This window comes from Jeotgalibacillus sp. 10bf12 (assembly GCF_055597105.1).
On record NZ_CP200276.1, the window covers coordinates 2,984,052 to 3,008,350 of the forward strand.

Annotated in this window: 22 protein-coding genes; 6 read left to right on the top strand and 16 right to left on the bottom strand. The window is 39.7% G+C overall.

What is annotated here, in order from left to right:
- Positions 1–71: 71 nt before the first annotated feature.
- Complete coding sequence (gene dnaE / locus DH10bf12_RS15590; protein ID WP_471736165.1) at positions 72–3,380, bottom strand: DNA polymerase III subunit alpha; 3,309 nt, start codon at positions 3,378–3,380, stop codon at positions 72–74.
- A 29-nt stretch (positions 3,381–3,409) separates the two neighbouring features.
- Complete coding sequence (locus tag DH10bf12_RS15595; RefSeq protein WP_471736166.1) at positions 3,410–4,345, bottom strand: DHH family phosphoesterase; 936 nt, start codon at positions 4,343–4,345, stop codon at positions 3,410–3,412.
- Positions 4,346–4,425: 80 nt separating this feature from the next.
- Between DH10bf12_RS15595 and DH10bf12_RS15600 the strand changes: the two genes are divergently transcribed.
- Complete coding sequence (locus tag DH10bf12_RS15600; RefSeq protein ID WP_471736167.1) at positions 4,426–4,746, top strand: YtpI family protein; 321 nt, start codon at positions 4,426–4,428, stop codon at positions 4,744–4,746.
- 212 nt (positions 4,747–4,958) lie between these two features.
- Here DH10bf12_RS15600 and DH10bf12_RS15605 read toward each other — a convergent pair whose 3' ends face one another.
- Together DH10bf12_RS15605 and DH10bf12_RS15610 are read right to left on the bottom strand one after the other, a co-directional pair.
- A complete protein-coding gene (locus DH10bf12_RS15605; protein ID WP_471736168.1) occupies positions 4,959–6,269 on the bottom strand; it encodes a DRTGG domain-containing protein in 1,311 nt (436 codons plus the stop codon).
- 294 nt (positions 6,270–6,563) lie between these two features.
- Positions 6,564–7,244 carry a metal-dependent hydrolase gene (locus DH10bf12_RS15610; protein ID WP_471736169.1) on the bottom strand — a complete coding sequence of 227 codons (681 nt, stop codon included), beginning with the start codon at positions 7,242–7,244 and terminating at the stop codon, positions 6,564–6,566.
- Positions 7,245–7,357: 113 nt separating this feature from the next.
- Here DH10bf12_RS15610 and DH10bf12_RS15615 point away from each other — a divergent pair, with 113 nt between their 5' ends.
- Positions 7,358–8,440 carry a M24 family metallopeptidase gene (locus tag DH10bf12_RS15615; protein WP_471736170.1) on the top strand — a complete coding sequence of 361 codons (1,083 nt, stop codon included), beginning with the start codon at positions 7,358–7,360 and terminating at the stop codon, positions 8,438–8,440.
- Positions 8,441–8,507: 67 nt separating this feature from the next.
- Here the strand turns inward: DH10bf12_RS15615 and ald are convergent, their stop codons facing one another.
- Positions 8,508–9,626, bottom strand: coding sequence for an alanine dehydrogenase (ald, locus tag DH10bf12_RS15620; protein WP_471736171.1), 1,119 nt, complete (start codon positions 9,624–9,626; stop codon positions 8,508–8,510).
- Positions 9,627–9,815: 189 nt separating this feature from the next.
- On the opposite strand from ald, the gene DH10bf12_RS15625 reads away from it, so the two are divergent.
- Together DH10bf12_RS15625 and DH10bf12_RS15630 are read left to right on the top strand one after the other, a co-directional pair.
- Positions 9,816–11,147 (top strand): purine-cytosine permease family protein, encoded by a 1,332-nt coding sequence (locus DH10bf12_RS15625; RefSeq protein ID WP_471736172.1) that lies wholly within the window; start codon positions 9,816–9,818, stop codon positions 11,145–11,147.
- A gap of 52 nt (positions 11,148–11,199) precedes the next feature.
- Positions 11,200–11,676 (top strand): universal stress protein, encoded by a 477-nt coding sequence (locus DH10bf12_RS15630; RefSeq protein WP_471736173.1) that lies wholly within the window; start codon positions 11,200–11,202, stop codon positions 11,674–11,676.
- Between the two features lie 39 nt (positions 11,677–11,715).
- Here DH10bf12_RS15630 and argH read toward each other — a convergent pair whose 3' ends face one another.
- The 5 genes from argH to DH10bf12_RS15655 all read right to left on the bottom strand — a co-directional run bounded on the left by argH (position 11,716) and on the right by DH10bf12_RS15655 (position 17,248).
- Positions 11,716–13,104 carry an argininosuccinate lyase gene (argH, locus tag DH10bf12_RS15635; RefSeq protein WP_471736174.1) on the bottom strand — a complete coding sequence of 463 codons (1,389 nt, stop codon included), beginning with the start codon at positions 13,102–13,104 and terminating at the stop codon, positions 11,716–11,718.
- Positions 13,101–14,318 (bottom strand): argininosuccinate synthase, encoded by a 1,218-nt coding sequence (locus tag DH10bf12_RS15640; RefSeq protein ID WP_471736175.1) that lies wholly within the window; start codon positions 14,316–14,318, stop codon positions 13,101–13,103. The genes argH and DH10bf12_RS15640 overlap by 4 nt, the downstream gene beginning before the upstream one ends.
- A 393-nt stretch (positions 14,319–14,711) precedes the next feature.
- A complete protein-coding gene (locus tag DH10bf12_RS15645) occupies positions 14,712–15,545 on the bottom strand; it encodes an EcsC family protein (RefSeq protein WP_471736176.1) in 834 nt (277 codons plus the stop codon).
- 975 nt (positions 15,546–16,520) lie between these two features.
- Positions 16,521–17,087 (bottom strand): hypothetical protein, encoded by a 567-nt coding sequence (locus DH10bf12_RS15650; RefSeq protein WP_471736177.1) that lies wholly within the window; start codon positions 17,085–17,087, stop codon positions 16,521–16,523.
- Complete coding sequence (locus tag DH10bf12_RS15655; RefSeq protein ID WP_471736178.1) at positions 17,078–17,248, bottom strand: hypothetical protein; 171 nt, start codon at positions 17,246–17,248, stop codon at positions 17,078–17,080. The genes DH10bf12_RS15650 and DH10bf12_RS15655 overlap by 10 nt, the downstream gene beginning before the upstream one ends.
- A gap of 796 nt (positions 17,249–18,044) precedes the next feature.
- Here DH10bf12_RS15655 and DH10bf12_RS15660 point away from each other — a divergent pair.
- Together DH10bf12_RS15660 and DH10bf12_RS15665 are read left to right on the top strand one after the other, a co-directional pair.
- A complete protein-coding gene (locus DH10bf12_RS15660) occupies positions 18,045–18,296 on the top strand; it encodes a hypothetical protein (RefSeq protein ID WP_471736179.1) in 252 nt (83 codons plus the stop codon).
- Complete coding sequence (locus tag DH10bf12_RS15665) at positions 18,277–19,629, top strand: hypothetical protein (RefSeq protein WP_471736180.1); 1,353 nt, start codon at positions 18,277–18,279, stop codon at positions 19,627–19,629. Before DH10bf12_RS15660 ends, DH10bf12_RS15665 begins: the two co-directional genes overlap by 20 nt.
- A gap of 189 nt (positions 19,630–19,818) precedes the next feature.
- Here DH10bf12_RS15665 and DH10bf12_RS15670 read toward each other — a convergent pair whose 3' ends face one another.
- From DH10bf12_RS15670 to tpx, 6 genes are all read right to left on the bottom strand, one after another.
- Entirely contained in the window at positions 19,819–20,001 is a 183-nt protein-coding gene (locus tag DH10bf12_RS15670; protein ID WP_471736181.1) for a hypothetical protein, read from the bottom strand.
- Positions 20,002–20,069: 68 nt separating this feature from the next.
- A complete protein-coding gene (locus tag DH10bf12_RS15675; RefSeq protein WP_471736182.1) occupies positions 20,070–20,465 on the bottom strand; it encodes a hypothetical protein in 396 nt (131 codons plus the stop codon).
- 119 nt (positions 20,466–20,584) lie between these two features.
- The gene (locus DH10bf12_RS15680) at positions 20,585–20,767 is read right to left on the bottom strand and encodes a DUF2513 domain-containing protein (protein WP_471736183.1); all 183 of its coding nucleotides are present in this window, start codon (positions 20,765–20,767) and stop codon (positions 20,585–20,587) included.
- A 395-nt stretch (positions 20,768–21,162) separates the two neighbouring features.
- The gene (locus tag DH10bf12_RS15685) at positions 21,163–22,347 is read right to left on the bottom strand and encodes an acetate kinase (protein ID WP_471736184.1); all 1,185 of its coding nucleotides are present in this window, start codon (positions 22,345–22,347) and stop codon (positions 21,163–21,165) included.
- A gap of 375 nt (positions 22,348–22,722) precedes the next feature.
- Complete coding sequence (locus DH10bf12_RS15690) at positions 22,723–23,703, bottom strand: class I SAM-dependent methyltransferase (protein ID WP_471736185.1); 981 nt, start codon at positions 23,701–23,703, stop codon at positions 22,723–22,725.
- A gap of 84 nt (positions 23,704–23,787) precedes the next feature.
- Entirely contained in the window at positions 23,788–24,288 is a 501-nt protein-coding gene (tpx, locus tag DH10bf12_RS15695) for a thiol peroxidase (RefSeq protein WP_471736186.1), read from the bottom strand.
- Positions 24,289–24,299 lie beyond the last annotated feature (11 nt).

Sequence of the window (24,299 nt, forward strand, 5' to 3'; positions counted from 1 at the left end):
ACCCCTTTATTTAACAATTGGTCAGACCACATTCTTATTCACTATAACAAAAACAATTCAACATTTGCAATTTATTGTTCGACGACATTTTCATTTCCCAGCAGCTGAATCAGCCGGTCTATCAGGGCATCAACGGGGGTTACTCCGTCAATGTCAAGCTTCTGTTTATTTCCTGATTCTGCATCGTATACAATAACCGGAATCCGGCCTTCGAATTGTCTGCAATATTTATTAATCATGTCGAAAGTATCTTTTGAATCCATCGGTTCCGGAATTCTCAAAAAGAGCGTTTTCTCACTCTTCACTCCATTATACTGATCAGCAGGTATTACATGCTGTACAACAAACTGATTTTTGCCGTTCCGCTCCTCTGTTTTGCCAGTCAATACAAGTGTCATTCCTTTTTGAATAAGTGATGACTGCTTTCTGAAGATGTCAGGAAAAACCACACCATCCATATCCCCTGTTTCATCGCTTAATAGAATAAAGCACATATTTTCGCCTTTTTTAGTTCGGATCACACGTACTTCATTGATTAAAGCACCGATCATACTTTTTGTACCCGGCTTCACCTCATCAATTCTGGCAGCGCCTGAACCGCTGAGCCTTTCACGGTAGACAGATACAGGATGGGAGGATAAATAAATACCAAGCACTTCTTTTTCATGTGCAAGCTTCTGGTCATCCGGCATTGGAGACGCCTTAGCATGTTTCGGTTTAATATCAAGCCCTTCAAACAGGCTACCCTCTCCCTGCATCAGACCGGCGTGACTGATGGCAATTTCAATTGAAGCAAGCAGGACGGATCGATCCTGACCAAAACTGTCAAGCGCACCTGAAAAGATGAGCGGTTCAAGCAGTTTTCTGGTCACAAGCTTGGGATTTAATCTGCTGCACAGGTCAAAAAAGTCCCGAAAAGGCTTTTCCTTCCTGATGTTCATAATCTCTTCAGAAGCCGCTTTATTAACCCCTTTGATTGCACTCAGGCTGTAAATAATCTCATTGTGCTGACCTTTGAAGTAGCGCATGCTTTTATTAATATCCGGAGGTGTTACGCTAATGGAGAGATTTCTGCATTCTTTAATATACTGAGCAGTCTTATCCTCATTACCGGTAGCACTGGTCATGAGTGCTGCCATGAACGCAACAGGATAATGTGCTTTCAGGTAAGCAAGCTGATAGCCGATTTTACTGTATGCTACTGCGTGGCTTCTATTAAATCCATAATCAGCAAATCTGACAATCAGATCATACAATTCATTTGCCGCTTCGCTCGTATATCCTTTTTTGACAGCACCATCAGTAAATCTTTTTCTTTCACGGTCAAGGTCCTGCTTTTTCTTTTTACTGACTGCTCTTCTTAACACGTCCGCCTGACCAAGAGAGAACCCGGCAAACTTCGAGGCAATCTCCATGATCTGCTCCTGATAAACGATAATCCCGTAAGTGGAAGATAAAACCGGTTCAAGATCCTGATGTATATAAGGAACTTTCTCGTGCCCATACTTTCTTTTAATATACTGCGGAATAAATTCCATCGGTCCCGGACGGTTTAATGCATTTACAGCAACAAGGTCTTCAAACTCTGATGGTTTCAGTGTCATTAAAACCTTTGTCACACCTTCAGCTTCAAATTGGAAGATACCGCTCGTCAACCCTTTTCCAAGAAGCTCAAAAGCAGCCTGATCGTTCTCAGGAATTTTTTCGATTTCAAATTCCGGTTCAGCCTGACGCACCGACTGAATGACCCTGTGTAAAATTGTCAGGTTCCTGAGCCCGAGATAATCCATTTTTAAAAGTCCGATTTCTTCTAGAGCACCCATTGGCCACTGGGTAATATGAGCATATTCAGTGCCCTTTTGAAGCGGGACAACCTCTGCAAGCGGCACATCGCTGATAATAACACCAGCCGCATGCACTGAAGTATGTCTTGGAAGACCTTCAAGCTTCATCGCTGTTTTAAACCACTCTTTGTAACGATCTGACTGGTTCACAAACCGTTGGAGTGATTGTGACTGCTGATACGCATCTTTTAAAGTGATACCGTGAAGAGATGGAATTGATTTTGAGATCACTTCCATTTCTCCGGTGCTCATGCCATATACCCTGGCCATATCGCGCGCAACAGCTTTTGCTGAAAGCGTACCGAATGTGGCGATCTGCGCTACTTTCCTTCTGCCATACTTTTCAGCTGTGTATTGAATCACCTCATCGCGCCGGTCATCCGGAAAATCCAGATCGATATCCGGAAGCGTCACACGTTCAGGGTTTAAAAAACGCTCAAATAACAGCTTATGTTTAATCGGGTCCACATGCGTAATAAATAGCGCATAGGCTGTCAGTGAACCTGCAGCTGACCCACGGCCGGGTCCGGCGAGAATGTGCTGTTCACGCGCAAATTTCATTACATCCCATATAATCAGGAAATAATCATTAAAGCCCATCTGATCGATGACTTCCAGTTCGTATTCAAGCCGTTTAAGATATTCTTCGGTGACTTGTCCCACCCGTTTTTTTAACCCTTCCTCACAAAGATATGCAAGCACTTCTTTTTGAGTCACGTCATCCGGAACAGGATAAACAGGCAGATGTGAGACTGAAAAATCAATCGTCACTACGCAACGCTCAGTGATACGGTACGTATTCTCAAGTGCTTCAGGATCATCTGACAGCTGCTTTTCAACTTCTTCAGCTGACCTGAAATGGTAACTTCCCTCAATATTCACTTCTTCTACCGTGAGACCATCGCGGAGTGCGCTCAGTGCTTCAAAAGCCGCCTTATCTGCAGGCTCACCGTACCTCACTTCAGCTGCAGCTGCCCGCGGAATCGCTGTTTCTAAAGAGAGAGCACGGATGAGTGCGTTCAGTTCCGCATCCTCCCTGCGGTCAAGATTGGAGAGTCCAAGGTAAAATTGTTCCTGACCCATCATTTTTTGAAGCTGTAATGCGCGTGCTGCAGCTTCTTCAGTCCGGCCGTTCAATAATAAGCTTTCAATCTCTCCATCAATACCTGGCGTAATGACGATCAGCCCTGTTGAATATGCCTTCAGCCACTTCTCCGGCAACGGCTTTCCTGTGGTGGATATTGCACTGGATATTTTAATCAGGTTTTTATAGCCTTCATTCGTTTCTGCAAGTAAAACAAGCGGAAATGACTGTTCATCACTCCCGCTGATATCTGCAGTTAATCCGATAATCGGCTTCATCCCTTCTTTTTGACAAGCCTTATAAAAGGGGATCACGCCATACATTGTATTGTGATCTGTCAGCGCCAGCGCTGTCTGCTTTTCACGCTTCGCCAGTGCGACCAGTTCCGATATTGAGATCGTGCTGCTGAGCAGACTATAGGCACTTGTAACCTGCAAATGAGTAAAAGCCATTCTGGATCCCCTTTCATCACGTTAAATTTTTATGCTTTACAGATCGCTTCGAGCTTTTCGATCACTTCTTCTGCTTCAGTCCATTCATAAATCGAAGCACCGGCTGCAACAGGATGGCCACCACCGTTATACTGCTTAGCGAGCTCATTTACAATAGGTCCCTTCGATCTCAGACGTACTCGGATCTCTTTCTCCTCTTCGATGAAAAACACCCATGCGCGGATCCCTTTCACACTGCCGAGCGTGCTGACAAGAAGAGAGGCTTCAGATGGAGCTGCATTAAATTCAGCAAGTTTTTCTTTCGTTAACTTTATATGAGCTGCACCATTCTCTGACATGTGGAAGTTTTGAAGTACATATCCCTGAAGCTTTAACACATTCGCATCCATTTCATATAGCGTATTGTAGAGTGCTGATCTGTCAAAGTTATATTTAATCAATTCACCTGCATAGTCAAAAGTTTTCTGGGTTGTGCTCGGATATAAAAAGCGGCCCGTATCTCCGACAATGCCTGCGTAGATCAATCTCGCAGCAGCGTCAGACATGTTTAATCCATTATCTTTTCCGCTCAGGTACAATTCATAAATCATCTCACTGGCTGAGCTTGCTGAAGTATCAACCCATAACAGATCTCCATAAGCATCTTCATTAGGATGGTGGTCAATTTTAATCACTTTTGCACCGTTTTTATAGCGTTGATCATCAATTCTGTCTGTATTCGCAGTGTCACAAACAATGATTAATGCATCTTCAAAGTCTTCATCCTTCACTTCATCAAGATCATGCAAAAAGCTGAGTGTTGGCTCAGGTGTTCCTGTTGTATAGACTTTCTTTTCAGGAAAAGATGCCTTAATTACTTCTGCAAGTCCTGCCTGGGAACCATATGCATCAGGATCCGGTCTTACATGTCTATGTAGGATAATTTTGTCATATTGCTTAATTTGTTCAATGATTTGCTCTTTCAATGTCTATCACTCCCTGAATTAGTGGAATTTACTCTGATAAGCCTTTACAATAATAGTAGTTTATTATTGGAGGAATCAAAATGGCAATATTAGTGTTTCTGATCATTATGTCCGGAGTTGCTTATCTGTATTTCAAGACAAAGCAGATCCGCTCACCCCGCCCTGTAGAAAAAGCCTGGCAGAAAAGCCGTGCAGGAATGGCACTCGGTACAGGAATGGGCTTAATCGGGCTGAATACTTTTTTTCTGTTTAACTTTGAGCTTGCTACTGATCTGATCTTTACTTATATCATCGCACTTATTTTCATCATCATTGGTTTTGCAAGTGCATGGGCTAGATATAAAACCTATAAACATTATACGCCTTTATTGGCGGAAGAAGAAAACAACTGGAATAACTAATCTAAATAACAGCTTATTAGTAAAAATGATCCACTTCGTTTGAGTTGAATTTCACTATTACATTTTAATGCAGCGGAACGGGAGGCGGAAAAGTGCCAGGTGAGACCTTACGGTGAAGCCTTATGAGGCTCAATACCCGGCTGCACAAAGCATCATCCTGAAGCACAGCGAAAAGATTAAGAGGATGGGACTTTTTGGTCCCATCCTCTTAATTATTTTTCAAGCAGCTGACACATCATCATGGCTTTGCCCACGAGCGTTCCATCGCTGAACACTTCCACATCAACCTTACCGAACTTTCGTCCGACATCAAGCAGCTTCGGAACAATTTCAAGCGTACTTTCCATCTGAACCGGCTTAATAAAATAAATCGTGATATTCTCCACAACCAGATCACTGCGTTTATATTCCTTAAGCAGCTGGTTGGCTGACTCAGTGACTAGTGTAGTGAATACGCCATATGAGATCGCGCCAAGATGGTTCGTCATTTGTGGTGTCACCTGAAAAATCTGACGTTTATTTTCATTTTTTTCAACCTGCAGTTCTTTTAAAATCAGGTCGTCAATGGTTTCTCCCATCTGAGGCTGACGCTGAATCATCTGTAATGCTTTTAGCACATCCTGTCTGCTGATCACCCCCTGCAGCTGGTGTGATTCATTCACTACAGGCAACAGTTCAATTCCTTCCCATATCATAATATGAGCCGCTGAGGCTACACTTGTTTTTGTATTCACAGTCAATGGATACTTCGTCATGACCTTCTCTAAAAGCTCATTTTTCTCACGGCCAATAATGTCTTTTGCAGTAACCATCCCTGTTACTTTCAGAGATGATGCATCAACGACAGGAAAACGGCTATGGTGCGTTTCTTTATTTAAGTTCTCCCATTCTTTGATGGTGGACTTTGCATTTAGATAGTAAGATTGTTCAAGTGGAATCAGTATATCGTCAACGAGGACAATTTCCTTTTTAATCATCTGGTCATAGATTGCCCGGTTGATCATGGCAGCTACTGTGAACGTATCATAGCTTGTTGAGATCACTGGAAGCTCTAATTCATCCGCGAGTTTTTTGACAGACTCTTCTGCGTCAAATCCTCCAGTTATTAATACAGCTGCTCCTGCATTTAACGCGTATTCATGTGCTTTTGTTCTATTACCAACAATCAGCAGGTTCCCGGCTTCTGTGTATCGCATCATCGCCTCAAGCTTCATGGCGCCAATCACAAATTTATTCAGTGTTTTATGAAGACCTGTTCTTCCGCCGACCACGTGTCCGTCTACTATATTTACGACTTCAGCAAAAGTAAGCCGCTCAATGTTTTCACGGATCTTTTTTTCAATTCTGATCGTGCCGACCCGTTCAATTGTACTGACTAACCCTTTATTTTCTGCTTCTTTTATCGCCCGGTAGGCTGTGCCTTCGCTGACGGCCATATGTTTTGCTACTTGTCGTACGGAAATCTTGTTTCCGACAGGCAAGGATTCTATGTGTTGTAGTATTTGTTCATGTTTTGTAGCCAATCGCTAATCCCCGCTTTCTCGTTCCTGCATTCGTTCCTTTATTATAACCGCAGTGGTAAGAAAGGTTCAAATCGAGATTAACCTGCAAAAAAAAGAGACAGTGACATAATGTCTCTGTCTCAACAACCGGTTTACTGCATTTCAGGCGGAAGCTTTCCGCGGCCGGGCGATGAGCCCCTCCGGCTTCGCCGTAAGGTCTCACCTGTCCTTTTCCGCTGCTGGAGCCCCCGCCTTCCACTCGGTAGAACAATACAAATCAGTCTTTCATTTATGTTAATTCAAGTTTAATTTATTTTATAAATCCACGCTATCCCCGGCATGCATCATCTTACCCTGTCCGTCTTTGAGCATGTTGATGAATTTCTCAGGGTCCTGCTTGATCGGCGGGAATGTGTTGTAGTGAATCGGGACAACGTGTGTTGCCTGAAGAAGTTCTGCTGCATAGGCTGCGTCTTCAGGTCCCATTGTGAAGTTGTCACCGATTGGCAGAAATGCAATATCGATCGGATGTCTGTCTCCGATCAGCTTCATGTCGCTGAATAGTGCTGTATCTCCTGCATGATAGACGGTCTTACCTTCTGCCATAAATAAAATTCCTGCAGGCATGCCTGTGTAGATGATCTGATTATCCTCAGTTGTATAAGACGAGCCGTGGAAAGCCTGTGTGAATTTCACTTTTCCAAAATCAAATTCATACGCGCCGCCAATATGCATCGGGTGTGTGTTCAGTCCCTGCATCTCCATATAGTTAGCCAGCTCGAATGGTGCCACGACCAGCGCATTACTCCGTTTAGCAATTTCAACGGTGTCGCCAACATGGTCATTATGTCCGTGTGTCAGCAGAATGACATCAGGATTTTGATCATCTGCGTTCAGGTCTGTCAGTTCATTTCCATTAATAAAAGGATCAACCAGAATTGTTTTGCCGTTTGTTTCAATTTTAATAATTGAATGTCCATGGTAAGAAATTTTCATTTTCATTCCTCCTAGGGTACGGTATCTCTCACAACTTTTCCCTTCCTGCAGGTCATGAAACATTTACATGCGCAAAATATAGTGATAATTTTGAACTGACTGAACTTGAGAGGATGACGATCATGATCGGAAAAATTCAGACTTATTTAAAAGAAGAACAAATTGATGGAGCTTTGCTGACTTCTGTAGAAAATGTTACATATACAACCGGGTTCAGAAGTGACCCGCACGAAAGATGGCTTGCCGTATGGATACCAGCTGAAGGTGAGTCCATATTAATTTGTCCCGGCATGGAAACAGAGGATGCAAAAGCTGCCGGCTGGAACGGCCGCATCATCGGTTATAGTGATACACAAAGTCCTCTTCATCTGTTAAAAGATGAAATTAACAATGTGAACAGTCTTGCGGTAGAAAAAAATCACTTAACAGTAGACAGAATGGAATTGTTTCAGCGCGTGTTTGGGGATTGTCGTATTACTTCAGCTGAGCATCTATTAAATGATCTGCGTGTAATTAAAACTGCATCGGAAATTAAACTGCTGGAAAAAGCCGCATCGTTTGCGGACTTTGCAATTGAGACCGCATGCAGTGAACTCGCAGAAGGAAAAACAGAGCTTGAAGTGCTGGCAAAAGTAGAATTTGAACTAAAGAAAAAAGGGATCACTGAAATGTCATTTTCGACAATGGTGCTAACAGGCGAAAATGCTTCTTCTCCTCATGGCACCCCTGGTGATTCTAAAATCAAAAAAGGCGATCTCGTTCTTTTCGACCTTGGTGTAGTTTATCAGGGCTATTGTTCTGATATTACACGCACCGTGGCTTTTGGTGAGATTTCAGATAAGCAGCGGGAAATTTATGAAACTGTTTTGAAAGCTGAAATGACGGCACTTGAAATGGTGAAACCGGGCGTTAAAACAAGCGAGCTTGACCTGGCAGCCAGAAAAGTAATTGAGGATGCGGGCTACGGTGATTACTTCCCCCACAGGCTCGGTCACGGACTTGGCCTGAATGTACACGAATATCCATCTATTACTTCTGAGAGTGATATTGTTCTGAAAGCAGGTATGACCTTTACAATTGAGCCTGGTATATATGTACCTGGTGTTGCCGGTGTGAGAATTGAAGATGATGTACTTGTGACTGAGAGCGGATACGAAACACTGACGAAGTTCCCTAAAACTCTCCAGACGTTTTAAGTACTGCACCTGTTATGGGACAAATTAAACAGCGCCCGGTCACTTTATGTGACCGGGCGCTTATGTTTTAAGGAATCAGCAGTTCTCTTACATTTGCATATTCCAAACCGTGTGCTTCTGCTACTGCATTGTAAGTAACAAAACCATCCAGCGTGTTAATACCGCTCATTAATGCATCATTATCAATACATGCCTGGCGGTACCCTTTATTTGCAATCTGAATACCGTATGGCACTGTTACGTTTGTCAGGGCAATTGTTGATGTACGTGGCACTGCACCCGGCATATTCGCTACAGCATAATGCACAACACCATGTTTTGTATAAGTTGGATTATCATGCGTTGTGATTTTATCAGTTGTTTCAAAAATACCGCCCTGATCAATCGCAATATCAACAACTACAGCTCCAGGCTTCATTGCTTTAATCATTTCTTCGCTCACTAACTTAGGCGCTTTGGCGCCTGGAATAAGTACTGCCCCAATGACAAGGTCAGAGGTAGCAACGCTCTCAGCAATATTTAAGGGATTTGACATTAATGTTGTTACATCTTTCCCGAAAAGGTCATCGAGCTGACGGAGTCTTTCAGGATTCAGATCAAGGATCGTTACATCAGCCCCAAGTCCAATAGCCATTTTAGCTGCATTTGTACCCGCTACTCCTCCGCCGATCACTGTTACTTTACCTCTGGCTACACCCGGTACACCCGCAAGCAGAATGCCCATACCGCCATGAATTTTTTCAAGGAATTGCGCGCCGATCTGCGTAGACATTCTTCCAGCCACTTCACTCATAGGTGTTAAAAGTGGCAATGAACCATTAGGAAGCTGCACTGTTTCATATGCAATTGAAACAACCTTATGATCAATCAGTGCTTTTGTCAGCTCCGGCTCCGGTGCAAGGTGCAGGTAAGTAAATAGAATTAATCCTTCGTGAAAGTACCCATACTCGCTTGCAATTGGCTCTTTAACTTTCATCACCATTTCGCAAGCCCATGCATCAGCAGCTGTAGATGCGATCTGTGCACCGGCAGCAGTATAATCTTCATTCGTAAACCCTGAACCAAGACCCGCTCCATCCTCTACAAGGACTTCATGCCCCTGATTAATAAAATGGTAAACGCCTGATGGTGTAATTGCTACCCGATTCTCATTATTCTTTATCTCTCTTGGAATCCCGACACGCATGTTTATTCCTCCTAAATCCAGAAAATTTTAAACCTTCCTTTATGCAGTTCCATTTTAACAAATCGCCCAACCCTTGTCCGCACTTATTTTTCACTTCTGAATTGATTAAAAATTCACACATTTTGAAACCGTTTTCGCTATTACGCTAATGTGTTAAAATGACGGTATTCAATGGATGGGAGTTACCTCATGACTAATGCAATCAATAAAAAAAGAATTCAAATAGAAACAATCGGTCTCTCTGAAGTACCCGAATCTGAAAAGAAAACACGCTGGTTTGATTATGCCTTTATACAAATGGCGTTTTCCGTTAACACGGGAAATGTACTTGTTCCGGCACTTGCAGTAACTGCCGGTGGTCTCTCAGCCGGTGCTGCTATCAGCTCAACGCTGATCGGTGCAGTCCTGGCATTTATTCTGGTGTCAATCCTCTCACTCCCGGGTGCCCGCTACGGATTGCCTGCACAATATGTGATCAGGACCATGATCGGAAGTAAGCTTTCTATGTATTTTGCTTCACCAGTAAGATCCCTCACATCTTTATACTGGTTCGCTGTTCAGACAATCGGCGGGTCCATTGTTGTGCAGTTTTTACTGAATGAGTTTGCAGGAATTCTTATTCCATTATATGTGCTTGCTCCACTTTTCTCAGTCATTATGAGTGTACTTGCTTTAATCGGTTTTGAAGCTGTTAAACAAACAATTAAATGGTTTATCCCCTTATTGTTTCTCAGTCAGCTGCTGATGCTTTATCTGATCATTGATCTGGTTGCTTCAGATACAACCGTACTAAATCAGGGTGAATTCTCGATCGGCACCTGTTTCTTTTATGGCAGCCTCGCCTTTATGCAATATGTATCAGGTGTTAGTGCATCTTCTGATATTACACGTTATGCAAAGTCGCCTAAAGAAGGCTTTATCGGTGTACTGACTGGCAATATTGCAGGATTTGCAGTTGTAGCTGTACTAGGGTCTTTATTTGCTTCTGTACTGCAATCTGTTAATCCATTCGTATCAGCCAGCACGCTGACGAATTCCAGCACTGCAATTGTACTAATTGCTGCCGGCGCGATTATTTCAATGATTTCTATTAATCTCAGCAATGCTTATACAGGCGGATACAGCCTTTTAAATGCGCTGCCGTCTCTCGGTCGCGTTAAAAGTGCCGTAGTGTTTGGAATTGCAGCAACTGCTCTCAGTCTTTTTCCAAGGATTGTTGAAGAAGCAGAAACCTATATTTCTTTGCTGGGAGCTGCAATTGTTCCTTTATCTGCAGTCATTATCGCTGACTATGTAATCGTTAAAAAGATGAATATCACAAAAGATCACTTATTACGTCTGACTTCAGGAAATCATTCAGCTAATTTATCTGCGCTGGTTACCGTTTTATTATTTGTTCCAGTTTACTTTTTAGTTCCTGATGCATTATCGCCTGGCTTAATCGTGTTTATCGCCGCCTGTGCCTTTTATACTGTTTTGCAAAAAATAGTCACAAATCGGTCAGAAATTTCTCATAATTAGCAGGAATATTGACATGATTCGGTGTAATATATAAGTAAAGGAGGCGATCAAAATGACATTAAGCTATGACCACATTCTAGTTGCCGTAGACGGCTCTAAGGAAGCGGAGTGGGCTTTTAAAAAGTCAATTGATATCGCGAAAAGAAATGATGCAACACTGAACCTGCTTCATGTAATCGATACCAGATCTTTTGCGGTTGTTGAAGCGTACGACAGAAGTGTTGCGAAAAGAGCAGAAACTTTTGCTGAAGAAATGCTGAATGATTACAAGAAAGAAGCAGAAAGCAAAGGTGTTGGAAAGGTTAATGTATTTGTAGAATACGGTTCTCCAAAAGTGCTTGTACCTAAGGAATTTGCCAAAAAGGTAGAAGCAGACCTCATCATTTGTGGCGCGACTGGTCTCAATGCGATGGAGCGTTTCCTGATCGGAAGTATCTCTGAACATATCGTACGGGCAGCGAAGTGCGATGTACTTGTTGTACGTACTGACCAGCCTCCGGAAAAAGAAGCGAAAAATTTAGATATTTAATGATTAAAAGAGAGAACCAATTGGTTCTCTCTTTTTTGATTATGCTTTTACATGATCTTTTATAATGGCTTCAGCTTTTTTCAGCTGATTCTTCACCTGTTCAAAGCCTGTACCACCTTCAGATTCACGGCGTTTTACGGCCTGAGCAGGTTCAAGGACATGATAGATATCTTCTTCAATCAGAGACGATGCAGCTGTCATTTCACCCAGCGGTAAGTCCTTCAGATAAATGCCCTGGTTAATACACGTCAGGACAAGTTTTCCTACGACTTCATGCGCCTCACGGAATGGCATCCCTTTAGATGCAAGATAATCTGCAAGCTCCGTTGCATTAGAAAAATCCTCGTTGACCGCTTTTGCCAGCTGGTCTGTCTTAACTTTCATTGTATTGATCATACCTGCAAAGATTTTTAAAGATCCCATCAGCGTATGAACTGTATCAAACATACCCTCTTTATCTTCCTGCATATCTTTATTATAAGCGAGCGGAAGGCCTTTCAGAACGGTCAGCATAGAAACTAAGTGTCCAAATACTCTTCCCGTCTTCCCTCTCACAAGCTCTGCCATGTCAGGATTCTTTTTCTGTGGCATAATGCTGCTGCCTGTTGAAAAAGCATCTGCCAGCTCAATAAACTGGAACTCCTGGCTGGACCAGATGATCATTTCTTCAGAAAATCTCGAAAGGTGCATAATTGTCATGGAAGCATTCGATAGAAATTCAACGATGAAGTCACGATCACTCACCGCATCCATACTGTTTTCGTAAATATCTGAGAATCCAAGTAACTCTGCTGAACGTTTTCTGTTAATCGGAAAAGTTGTTCCCGCCAGTGCACCCGCTCCAAGTGGTGAAACATCAATTCTTTTGAGTGAATCCTGAAAACGCTGAACATCTCTTTCAAGCATCCAGAAATATGCCATCAGGTGATGAGCAAAAGAAACAGGCTGTGCGCGCTGAAGGTGCGTATACCCCGGCGCAATTGTTTCTACATGCTGATCAGCCTGCTTCACAATTGCCTCCTGGACAGCACGAAGCAGTTCAACAATCTCAATCACTCTGTTTTTAAGATACAGGTGCATATCTGTTGCGACCTGGTCATTTCTGCTTCTTCCGGTGTGCAGCTTTCCTCCAACCTGACCAATCTCCTGAATCAGGAAGTGCTCAAGGTTTAAATGAATATCTTCGTTCTGAACCGAATAAGGAAGTTCACCCTTTTGTGCTTTTCCCTTCAGTACAGAAAGACCTGAGAGGATCTGCTTCACTTCAGAAGATTCTAAAATACCGCACTCTCCAAGCATCGTGACATGAGCAACTGACCCTTCAAGGTCTTCCATTACTAAATTCTGATCAAACCCGATGGAGGCGTTGAACTCGTCAACCCACTCCTCGGGTGATTGTGAAAAACGTCCTCCCCAAAGTTTACTCATGAAGTCGTCACACCTTTTGATTCCTTCTGTACCATGGAATGAACTTTCGTCGGCAGACCCCATAGCTTAATGAAGCCTACAGCTGCACCGTGGTCAAATTCATCATCAGAAGTATAAGTTGCAAGCTTTTCGTTATAAAGTGAATTCGGTGAAGTTCTTCCTTCAACAATGGCATGTCCTTTGAAAAGCTTCACTCTTGCTACGCCATTTACATACTGCTGCGTTTCTTCTAAGAATGCTTTCAGTGCATCAGTCAGTGGAGAGAACCACAGACCTTCATAGATCACTTCAGTCAGCTTCTTTTCAATGACCGGTTTGAAATGAGCCATTTCTTTTACAAGCGTCAGATCTTCAAGCTCTTTATGAGCCTTCATAAGTGTGATAGCCCCAGGGCACTCATACACTTCTCTTGACTTGATTCCGACAAGTCTGTTTTCAACATGATCGATTCTTCCGACACCATGTTTTCCTGCAATGTCATTTAACTTAAGAATCATGTCAGACAGCTTCATTCCCTGACCATTTAATGCAACAGGAACCCCTTTTTCAAATGTAATTTCAATTGTTTCAGGTGCATTTGGTGTTGTTTCAAGAGATGCAGTCAGATCATAGGCACCTTCTGGCGGAGCAGCCCATGGGTCTTCTAAAATCCCACACTCATTGCTTCTGCCCCATAGATTCTGGTCAATTGAATATGGGCTGTCAAGATTGACCGGAATCGGAATATTATGCTGTTTTGCATAATTAATTTCTTCTTCTCTTGACCAGCCCCACTCACGTACCGGAGCAAGCACTTCAAGTTGAGGATTCAGGCCGTTAATTGCCACTTCGAAACGAACCTGGTCATTTCCTTTACCTGTACAGCCATGTGCTACTGCAGTAGCACCGGCTTTTTCTGCTACTTCAACTAGCTTCTTTGCAATCAGCGGTCTTGATAATGCTGATACTAGTGGATATTTCCCTTCATACATTGTATGAGCCTGAAGCGCAATTAAAGCAAAGTCCTGTGCGAATTCTTCTTTTGCATCAATGACATAGCTGTCAACTGCACCAACTGTCAGTGCTTTCTCTTTCACAAAATCAAGGTCTTTACCTTCGCCAACGTCTAAGCAGCAGGCTACAACTGCGTATCCCTGATCTTTTAACCACTGAATCGCTACTGAAGTATCAAGTCCTCCTGAATATGCTAAAACCACTTTTTTGTTTTTTGTCATGTCAATCAACCTCTTTCGTATTTTTATAAATTGTTTTGTATATTTATTCTTTATATGATGAATGTATCATAACAGTCTATTTATAAAGATGCAACACTTGTTGCTGAAAAAAATAAAGATTAAATATTCTGATATTATTCATTTTTAATGATTTAATTATAGTGTTTGGAAGGCTTTAGTATTGAGCTGTTCAATAAGAGAACGCTTACACAAATCTTCGTATTCATGTAGAAAATCACTAATCTATTTCGTCGTCATCGTAAAAGTTGGCTGATGATTTGTGCATCAGGGAACGCTTTCCGCCGGTGATTGAATCGCCCCGACGCTTCAATCACCAGCTGTGCATAAATAAAATTGAGTTTTACAAACCCAATCAATAAAAAAAGAACAGCATTAACTGTTCTTTTCGGTTAGATAGCGATACTGGTAAAATCGCTCTGCATATTCAGTTACATTTCTCGTGAGCTGATAATTAGCAGCTGCACCGATCGCCATTGAAATGACCGGGTATCCTCCTGCACGCTTGTTTTTAAACATTCTGATTGCGAGTGTTTTAAACAGCTGAAGTCCCGGACCCTCAAGCCAGCGTTCATTGGTCAGCTTATCACTTCCATTGAAGAAATAGTCGCTTTGCACACTGCTTAATGTATTTTCAAGCTCATCCCATGCCTCTCCCTGAAATTTTCTTGGCAGAGTAGCTGCATGGAACAACTTTAAGGCAATTGTCATCTCATAGGGTGTGTGCACGTCACGCCCATATGCAGCTGCTGTAAATTGAATGGCTCTGATGTTGATCAGCAGTAATGCAAGCAGGTCACTGATAAAGGCCGCCGCCCCGCCTGATCCCGCTATACCACCTTGTATAAATGAATAAAGTCTATGTCTGCCGCTCTGCTGCAATGACATGTAGTTGAGCTGATCAATACTTAACTTTCGTATATCTTCTATTTGCATAACTGAATCATCAAATGCTTTTGCTGTTCTCAAAATGCTCTCACGTTCGTCCTGCTGGAGCTGAAAGCCCTGCATTGTGCTATGTATATGAAAAAGGGATGTATCAATGTGTGAAAAGATTTCTTTTTTTAATTCTTCCGGCAGAAGTGAGAAAGAATGTTCAATCCATTTGGAGTATACGTTTGTCAGGTCGTTCCCTGATACTTCATTCAGTGATTGCTTCCATAAAAGGATTTCATTGTATACTTCCTCGTCTCTTGCAGACCAATTCATTTAACCACCTCACCTTTCTTTCCTATATTATACTATTGTTGTATACAGGATTGCATAAGTAATTAAAAAAGCACTGCTTCTCCCGGATCAGGGAGTAAGCAGTGCTCTTGTATAGTTAAAGTTAAGTTAAACGTGTAACGTCACGTGCAATCATGACCTCTTCATCTGTCGGGATCACGATTACCTTAACTAGTGAGTTTTCTCTTCAATTTATCAACATTTTCTTTACTATTTGTCACAACCTTTGCACTTTGTTCATTGTTAGGTCCACTAAAAATTTATAAAGTAATTTTAGCAATTCACAATTCGGCTTCATATTCTTAGTTTCTAAGCGGTCTACTTAATCTTGAATATCATTTATCACAGATCACTTAAAACACGTAGAAATTAAAAATAAGATACCTCAAACACATGCAATTTCATTTATTGATTTAAATAATAGTTGAAAACGGTGAAAGTTTGATTTTATTGCTATTTTATCTTATACAAAGGGGTTTAGTTTAAATGGAAATGAGTGAAATTTAATGAAAGGTTAATTTGGTGCAGAAGTTGAGAGCCAGAAGATGTTATTGGATATGCAAAAGAGTTTTTATAATAGTGAGGATGAGACAACAACGATCACCTTTACACTGAATAGCAGGGACTATTTTGAAAATGACTTGATTAAGAAGTGGATTGAAGAGTTTATGAAACAGAGGTATGCTAAGTTAATAATTGAGTGAACCATCTATTTAAACTTAAATTGAGTCATCATTTCTTAACGTATTCCATTTTTCATTATCAAAATAGTGGCCATTCTTTCCAGCTTTATTAACTATATTTTCACGAATATTTTTTAAGATTTCTAATTGTATCATTTTTAATTTAGATTTAGCAATGTCATTTCTTATTCCTCCTCACAAAACAAAAAAACACTCACCAATCAATTCAGTGAGTGTTTTTTATCAATAGCTATAGTACACAATGCAATTAATGCTATATTTTAATAAAACTGATGTTTAAGTCATTTTCATTTCTTTGCAGATATTTAAAGCCATTCTCATCATAAAACTCTCTTAGTGCTGGCTCATCAACATACTCTACACATACCACTTTTGTAGCTGTCATATCCTTTATCTGAGAACAACTATAAAGTGCAGCGTCTAGTATTTCTCGACCACTTACTATTCCTTTGTACTTATCACTTCTACCAATTTTGGCAATAAGGATACAGTTAAAGTAATCAGCATCTTTATTGCCAGCTAATTTCTCTTTATTTTTCTTACTTGCTTCTGTGAAGATAAAGCTTTCGATCTTTAAAGTATAGTATCCTACAACATCCCCGGAGTTGTCGTCTACAATTAGAGTGGTTCTTGCCCTATGTTCAATATCTTGCAGAATGGCTTTCTTATGTAAGAAGCTTTCGATGCTCTCATTGACATCACAAGAAAAAGAGCCGAGCATTTTGCTTAGCTCTTCCTCACTTAAACCTTCTGCACTTAACTCTTCTCCATTCTCTAGAATTAAATCTAGTAATGGATATGGACTTAAATTTACTTCCATTTTTTTAGTGTTTCAAACGCACGTTTTTTTCTTTCTTCTTTGGAAAGATGAAATTTGTTTGCGTAAGAAGGGGAATTAATAACTGTTTTAGGCGTATTTGCAATCAAGTTTGCTTCTTGTTCGTTAATTTGATAGAAATTGTTCATAACTGGAGTAGCCATGTCTTTTTCCTCCTCATCACACAACCCACACACCTCCTCATTTTATTATATGAGTTTGGGCTGTGATTTATTCTCTAAATTATAGCATAAAACGAGAAAAAAAGTGTAGACAAAACTTTGAGCGTTCAACGTTTTAAAAAACATCTAACTATAGTATCCAAAAGCCATGCCATTTTGTTTTATAACTTCCCTAAAATTAGAGACAAAAAACACTCTAACTTTCGAGATAAAACACACTTCAAAAGTCAGAGTTAAATCTAATCTAAACATGTCTCCAAAACTCAAAATAAAACGGGCATTTTAAACGAAGAATAAGGCTAATTTTTTTCCCAGCCTCAATGTTATATTTGTTTTTCTATAAAGTAAGTTAAAAACTATGGAAATCACTTACAACCCTTTTTAATACTTTTTTATATTGCCCTTCTTTGGTTTCAATAATAAATACACTGTTTTCTTTTTGGCGCTCACTCCATCAACTTTCTCATAAATAACCAATTTCTATCTAATTGTTTCTTCTTATTTTCAATAAATTTAACATTTAAACTGAAGTTAAAATTCCCATCTGAAGTTGATTCAGCATATTGTTTTTTATAAAATTTTCCATTATTCCTCTATTCTCTATCCTGTTTCGTATCAATCATCATTTTCATACCACTTAAAATTGACATTAATTTTATTAATATAATACATCCTGAATAGTTTCAAATTTTCTTCAAATCTTGTCACATAAGTAAGAGATATATTCTAGAATTTGGTATAATATTATCAATAGAATTTACATTAGGAAGGTGAGAACATGGAACTTGCTGAATTTTTAACACCCGAAAATATATTAAAAATTATTGGAATAATAGCCGGTTTAGCTGCTACCGGATTTATAATTAAAAAAATTATTTATAAAATTAATTTGAATAAAAAATCAATCACTAAAAGTTCTTCAATTAAAAATAAATCAAACGTTATAGGACTTTTTAACAAATCTCATAATGGTGATATAACCAACAATTATAACTCTGGGAGTGAGAGAAATGAAAAAGAACGTGACTAAACATATAGGGTTAGGAAGTACGATACATACTGGCGATATTATTCATCAAAACTTTTCAGTACATGATACTATAAATAATTTATCTGAAACTGGTGACATTAAAGCTGCAATGAAACTTATGGAGGACATCAAAGCCTCAGTTTCAAGAGCTCATCCTTTCGCCCCTCACTATCAATATAAAACAGAAGAATATAAAGGTAAAACTATGTTAACTCATCAAGCAATCACTCCCGAAATAGCAAATAAGTTACCATTAGTACACAAGGGTAAAGCCATTATTAATGTAGATGATGTGAAAAGTTTCGCCGAACTTGAAAGCAGATTAAGGTTTGGTGGCGAAAAAATTCCAGTTAAGGTAACAGAACTTCAATCTTATATAGGAAATACCAAGATAGATGATGAGCTAGCATCAGCATTTTTCAAACCAGATAATAAAATTTTTTTAGGTTCTAGTGAACATAATAAAAACGAGCCCTTTAAAATTCTTGCTTCAGATAAATATAAATCTAATGAAAATAAAATTACTGTCATAGACTACATAGAACTTGATGTAACTGAGTATTATAATGATAACAATACTATGCATTTAACACTAACTACCAGTGGTTCAAACAATTTATATATAGATTTATCTTTTGTATTGAGATGGCCCATAACTGCAGCTAGCAAAGAGAACTTCCCTTTAGAGTTAAAAGGAAAATATAGCATTAATGTAAAACATGAGAACGCTCAAAGTTTTCAGGCTAATGCAGAAATGCATAACATATTAAATAAGATGAATAATAGATTTGTAACTCTTGTGCACTTGAGAAAAAATCTTTCGATTCCAATCGGCATTTCTCCAAGAAGCATATACGGCAAAGATGAAGAATACTGGAACTGGGAAAGAGATTTAATTCCTCGAGTGCTTAAGATTGAAAAATTTTATAATGTGGATTTTAAATTTCCAAATGAGTTTACAAATGATGATCTTTTAAACATACAAGATCTTGAATTAGCTATGAACAAGAAATCTTATTCAACAATTATGGAACAACCTTTGGAGTTAGAAGCGCACAGTAAAGAAGGTATATTAGAACTGTTTTTTGATAAAGACAAGCCAACACCTCTAGGTAAGGTAGCTACGAATGACCCTCATGAGATTGAATTATTTGGAGTGGTATTTAATAATATTGAAAGAGTTGTAGAATTTCCACCTTTAATCTTAAAAGATGCGAATCTAATTAAAAAAAGAGCTGAATTGATGGGCGAAGGTGATTCAATTAAACTCATCCTATTACCTTTAAAGAATAAAAAATTAGATATTTCTTTTAATATTATTAAACATACATAGACAATGCAGCAGCTATTTATTTGGGGGCAAATAAGAAACCCCATAGTTTTTCTAAAGGCACTCAAATGAGTGCCTTTTAAAAAGATAGTCTGTTTTTATATTATTGAATAAGAACATATGTACTGAAGAAAATAAATTAATCAGTTAATTTTCACATCATAGGACACTAAACAAAGCGAGACTCATACCTTAAATCATATTTTGGATTCTATTATCTAAGTCTTCAATTTCTCCTTTTATCTCACGAATTGATTTTTCTAACAAGGATATATGTTGAGGCACTTTTTTATAATATACATTGTCCATAACTGCTTTTCTTTTAGCCGAAGTTTCTATTTTCCTTAGATAATCATCATCTAACTCATCCAGCATACTTCTTGTTTTTTCTTTAATCCTAATACAAACTTTAAGAGTTTTAGAGCCTGCTCTTATAGAAAGTGTTAAAACATCTTTTTAATTTCTTTATCAAACTGATGTAGTTGTCTTTTGATTTCCTCTTTACCATAACCATTAGATTGCAGTACTTGCTCAAGTTCAATAAATTTCTCTTTATACTTGAAAAGTGTATAAGAAATTTCATCACAACTGCTTCTCTTTTCAGGGTATAATTCAATAAATTTTCTATTAGATTCAACTTTTATAGTTAAAAACACTCCTAATAAAGTTAAACTACCAGAAATAATACCCCCCACTATTGCGCCAATTAGACCCATATTCGCATCATTTGGACTAAATAAATTAACCACAGCAACTACAATGGCAATTAACAATCCTAAGTATGCAATTAATATTAAAATTGCACCTGTTAATTTTATCTGACTTAAAAAATTTTTCATTTTGCATGCATCTCTCCTTTACATCAATTGTAAAGTAAAAGATACTAAATGACTATATAGACAAAATTAAAGACACCGAGAAGGTACTCACATTCAATACATGTGTTTTGTAATTTCGCTCAACAACCCTTTAATAATTTCAAAAAACACTCCTTCATCTTCATTCCTTGTTTGCTAACTTCAGTTTTAGTTTTATTCCGAACATTATCATTTCTCATTGAATCAATGAAGTCATGTCCAAACCATGTTATTTCATCTATATTGAAGCCGTATTTATCATCACCATAAGATAAAGCCGCCATTACGCAATAACTTGACGTAATAGAGCATTTCTTCCTCGGTGAAGCTGCCCTCTTCGTTAACTTTAATCATATAACCTCTGTCTATTTCTCTTTCAATTTTAAATAGTAATTCTTGAATTATATCCATATTCTCAATTAAACTTTTAAACAAGCCTTCAATCTTTTTCACTTTTATTACATACTCTCTAGCGTCATCAATCGTAAAAATTTTTTCTTAATAACGTTGAGAATATTTTTTAGTTTCCTTCTTACTGGATTTCCAGACAACTAAAAAACCCCCTTCATGCTAAATTGAAATAGCATAAAGAGAGGTTGATAAAAATTTAGGTAATCGTCATTTCAAGGTCAAAACTACACCGTTTAAAGATGAATAAACGCTGTCATATCAACGTTTGTCAAGTTAAACGCGTAACGTCACGTGCGATCATGACTTCTTCATCAGTAGGGATGACGATTACCTTAACCGGTGAGTGAGGGTAGTTGATAAATGCTTCCTCACCGCGTGTCTGGTTCAGTGCAGGATCCCAGTATACGCCCATGAACTCAAGGCCTTTCAGTACTTCTGCACGGATCACATCACTGTTTTCACCGATACCGGCAGTGAAAATAATTGCGTCGACACCGTTCATTCGTGCTGCATATGAACCGATGTATTTGTGAATACGATTTGAGAAGACATCCAGCGCAAGACGCGCACGCTCATTACCTTCTGCTGATTGAACTTCAATATCACGAAGGTCACTTGAGAATCCTGATACACCGAGCATACCTGATTCTTTATTTAAAACGTTCAGTACGCCTTCTGCTGTCAGATTTGTTTTCTCCATAATAAACGGAATCAGTGCAGGGTCAATATTACCGCTTCGCGTACCCATTGTTACACCCGCAAGCGGTGTGAAGCCCATTGAAGTATCAATCGAATTACCGCCTTCGATTGCAGCAATACTTGCACCGTTACCCAAGTGACATGAGATCAGACGAAGCTGTTCAAGCGGACGTCCGAGCATTTCTGATGCACGCTGTGATACATACTTATGCGATGTACCGTGGAAACCGTACTTACGGATGCCGAAGTCTTTATAGTAATCATATGGAAGACTGTATAGGAATGAACTTTCAGGCATTGTCTGGTGGAACGCAGTGTCAAATACCGCAACTGCAGGTACATTCGGTAATACGTTCTGGAATGCTTTAATCCCTGTAATGTTAGCAGGATTGTGCAATGGTGCAAGCTCAGACAGTTCTTCAAACTTAGCAATTGCTTCATCAGTAATAACGACTGAATCGCTGAATACTTCCCCACCATGAACAACACGGTGACCTACACCGTTGATTTCATCTAGAGAATTGATAATGCCAGCTGATGTCAGTTTATCAAGAAGCAGTTTAACCGCAACATCATGGTTTGGAATATCAGTTACTTCCTTCTGCTTTTCTCCGTTTACAGAAATCGTGAATACACTGTTATCTAATCCAATTCTTTCGATTAAACCTTTTGTGATGACTTCCTCTTCCGGCATTTCGAAAAGCTGAAACTTCAATGAAGAGCTTCCTGCGTTAATTGCAATGACTTTAGTCATAAATTTATTCGCTCCTTTTATATGAAAAACATAAGTATTACCTTTATACCCTGTTAAACAAATTACTATCCATGTTCATTTAATCACTCTCTATGAATGTCTTCAAGGAAAAGCTTGCTGTGGCAACGTTTACATATAAAAGTGTTTATTTTCAGAATACGGTATAAGAAAAAGACTGAAACAATTTGTCTCAGTCTGGATAATCGTTTCGCTGCGCTCCAGGCGGACGCTTTCCGCGGCCGGGCGTTGAGCCTCTTACATGCTACGCATTCCAGAGTCTCACCTGTCCCTTTTTCCGCGAGCCGCCGCCTTACGCTCCGCTGCACTCAATTACATTTAACACATTTTTTTATTTTCTATATTTCAAAACTGAAGTTATTTATTCTCTTTCATCCACTGCTGAATCTTTGCCATCATGTTTTGCACAGCCGGGCCATTAGAGAGCTTCGGCATTTCTGCAAGGAGTACCTGCTTTGGCGGTTTTGTATTCTCGCCCTGCTTCTGAAGGATCAGAATACTTTTTGCAGATTGTTCGTTTTTAAATAATGACTGAGGCAGTTTGATGAGCCCCTGGATATGGGCTTCCTCTTTTAGAAATGCATGAAGCTGCCCTGAAAGCGGCGATTCAAATATTCCGTTTGGCACAAGGAAAAACAGGTAGCCACTCTTCTTTACATGCTTAAGTGACTGCTCAATAAATAAATGATGGGCATAAGAATGACCTTCCTTTGCCTGGAGCTGATAGTCAGCTGCCCTTGTATCATTCGGATAGTATCCGACAGGCAGATCACTTACAACAGCATCTGCCGGATCAATGAATAAAGGTTCAAGCGAATCCTGTGTATATAGATGAATTGGCTGTTCTGAAAGATTTGCGCCTGTGTATGCCAGTCTGATCAGCACTTCATCGATCTCTACACCGTGAGAGACTTCAACTTTTCCATTCAGCTGATTCATGATAGAAAGAACCAGGTTACCGGTTCCGAGTGCCGGATCAAGCAAAGTGATTTTTTCCTGACCCTGGGTAAACTTCTCAAGCAGGTATCCAATGACCATTGCGATCGAATCAGGCGTCATCTGATGATTAGGCTGAGTATGTTCTTTCATGCCTTTCAAAACGGCCAGCTGAAATGCTTTTCTTCTGTCATCCTGTGAGAAGGATTCAAGCTGAAGTGCTGCATACCGGTCTTCAAGCTTTTTTTTAAGTTCAGGATCAGTTTCTTCCACCGTCTCTGTAAACCAGTGTTCTCCTGATTCTGCAAGTGCTTCTAAATATGAAATTGAATGTACACGCTGAATCTCTTCAGCTGTTTCATTCAATAGTGTAAAAATGGATTCTACAGGTGATATGCTCATAATTTCGTGCCTCCTGTTTAACTTTTGACGCTTCATTTTAACATGTATATAAAAAAAAGAAAGCCATGACGGCTTTCTCGTTGATTACTCTGCTTTCTTCGCAGCTTCAATTGCCGCGTCGTAGTCAGGGTGATTCGTTGCTTCTGATACATATTCAACATATGCTACTTTGTCATTTGTATCAATTACAAATACAGCACGTGCAAGGAGTCTCATTTCTTCGATCGCAACACCGTATGCCTTACCGAAAGACAGGTCGCGGTGGTCAGATAATGTAATGACATGCTCAAGACCGTTGTCCCCGCACCAGCGTCTTTGTGCAAATGGAAGATCAACTGAAATCGTCAGCACTTCTGTATTAGTCAGCTTTGAAGCTTCCTCATTAAATTTACGTGTCTGCGCATCACAAACTCCTGTATCAAGTGAAGGAACGACGCTGATAATTTTTACTTTTTCAGCAGAATCTTTCAGGTGAAAAGGTGAAAGATCGTTTTTAAGCACTGTAAATTCAGGTGCCTGATCTCCAGCTTTCACTTCATCACCAAGTAGTGTAACCGGGTTGTTTTTAAATGTTATAGAAGCCATGAAAATCCTCC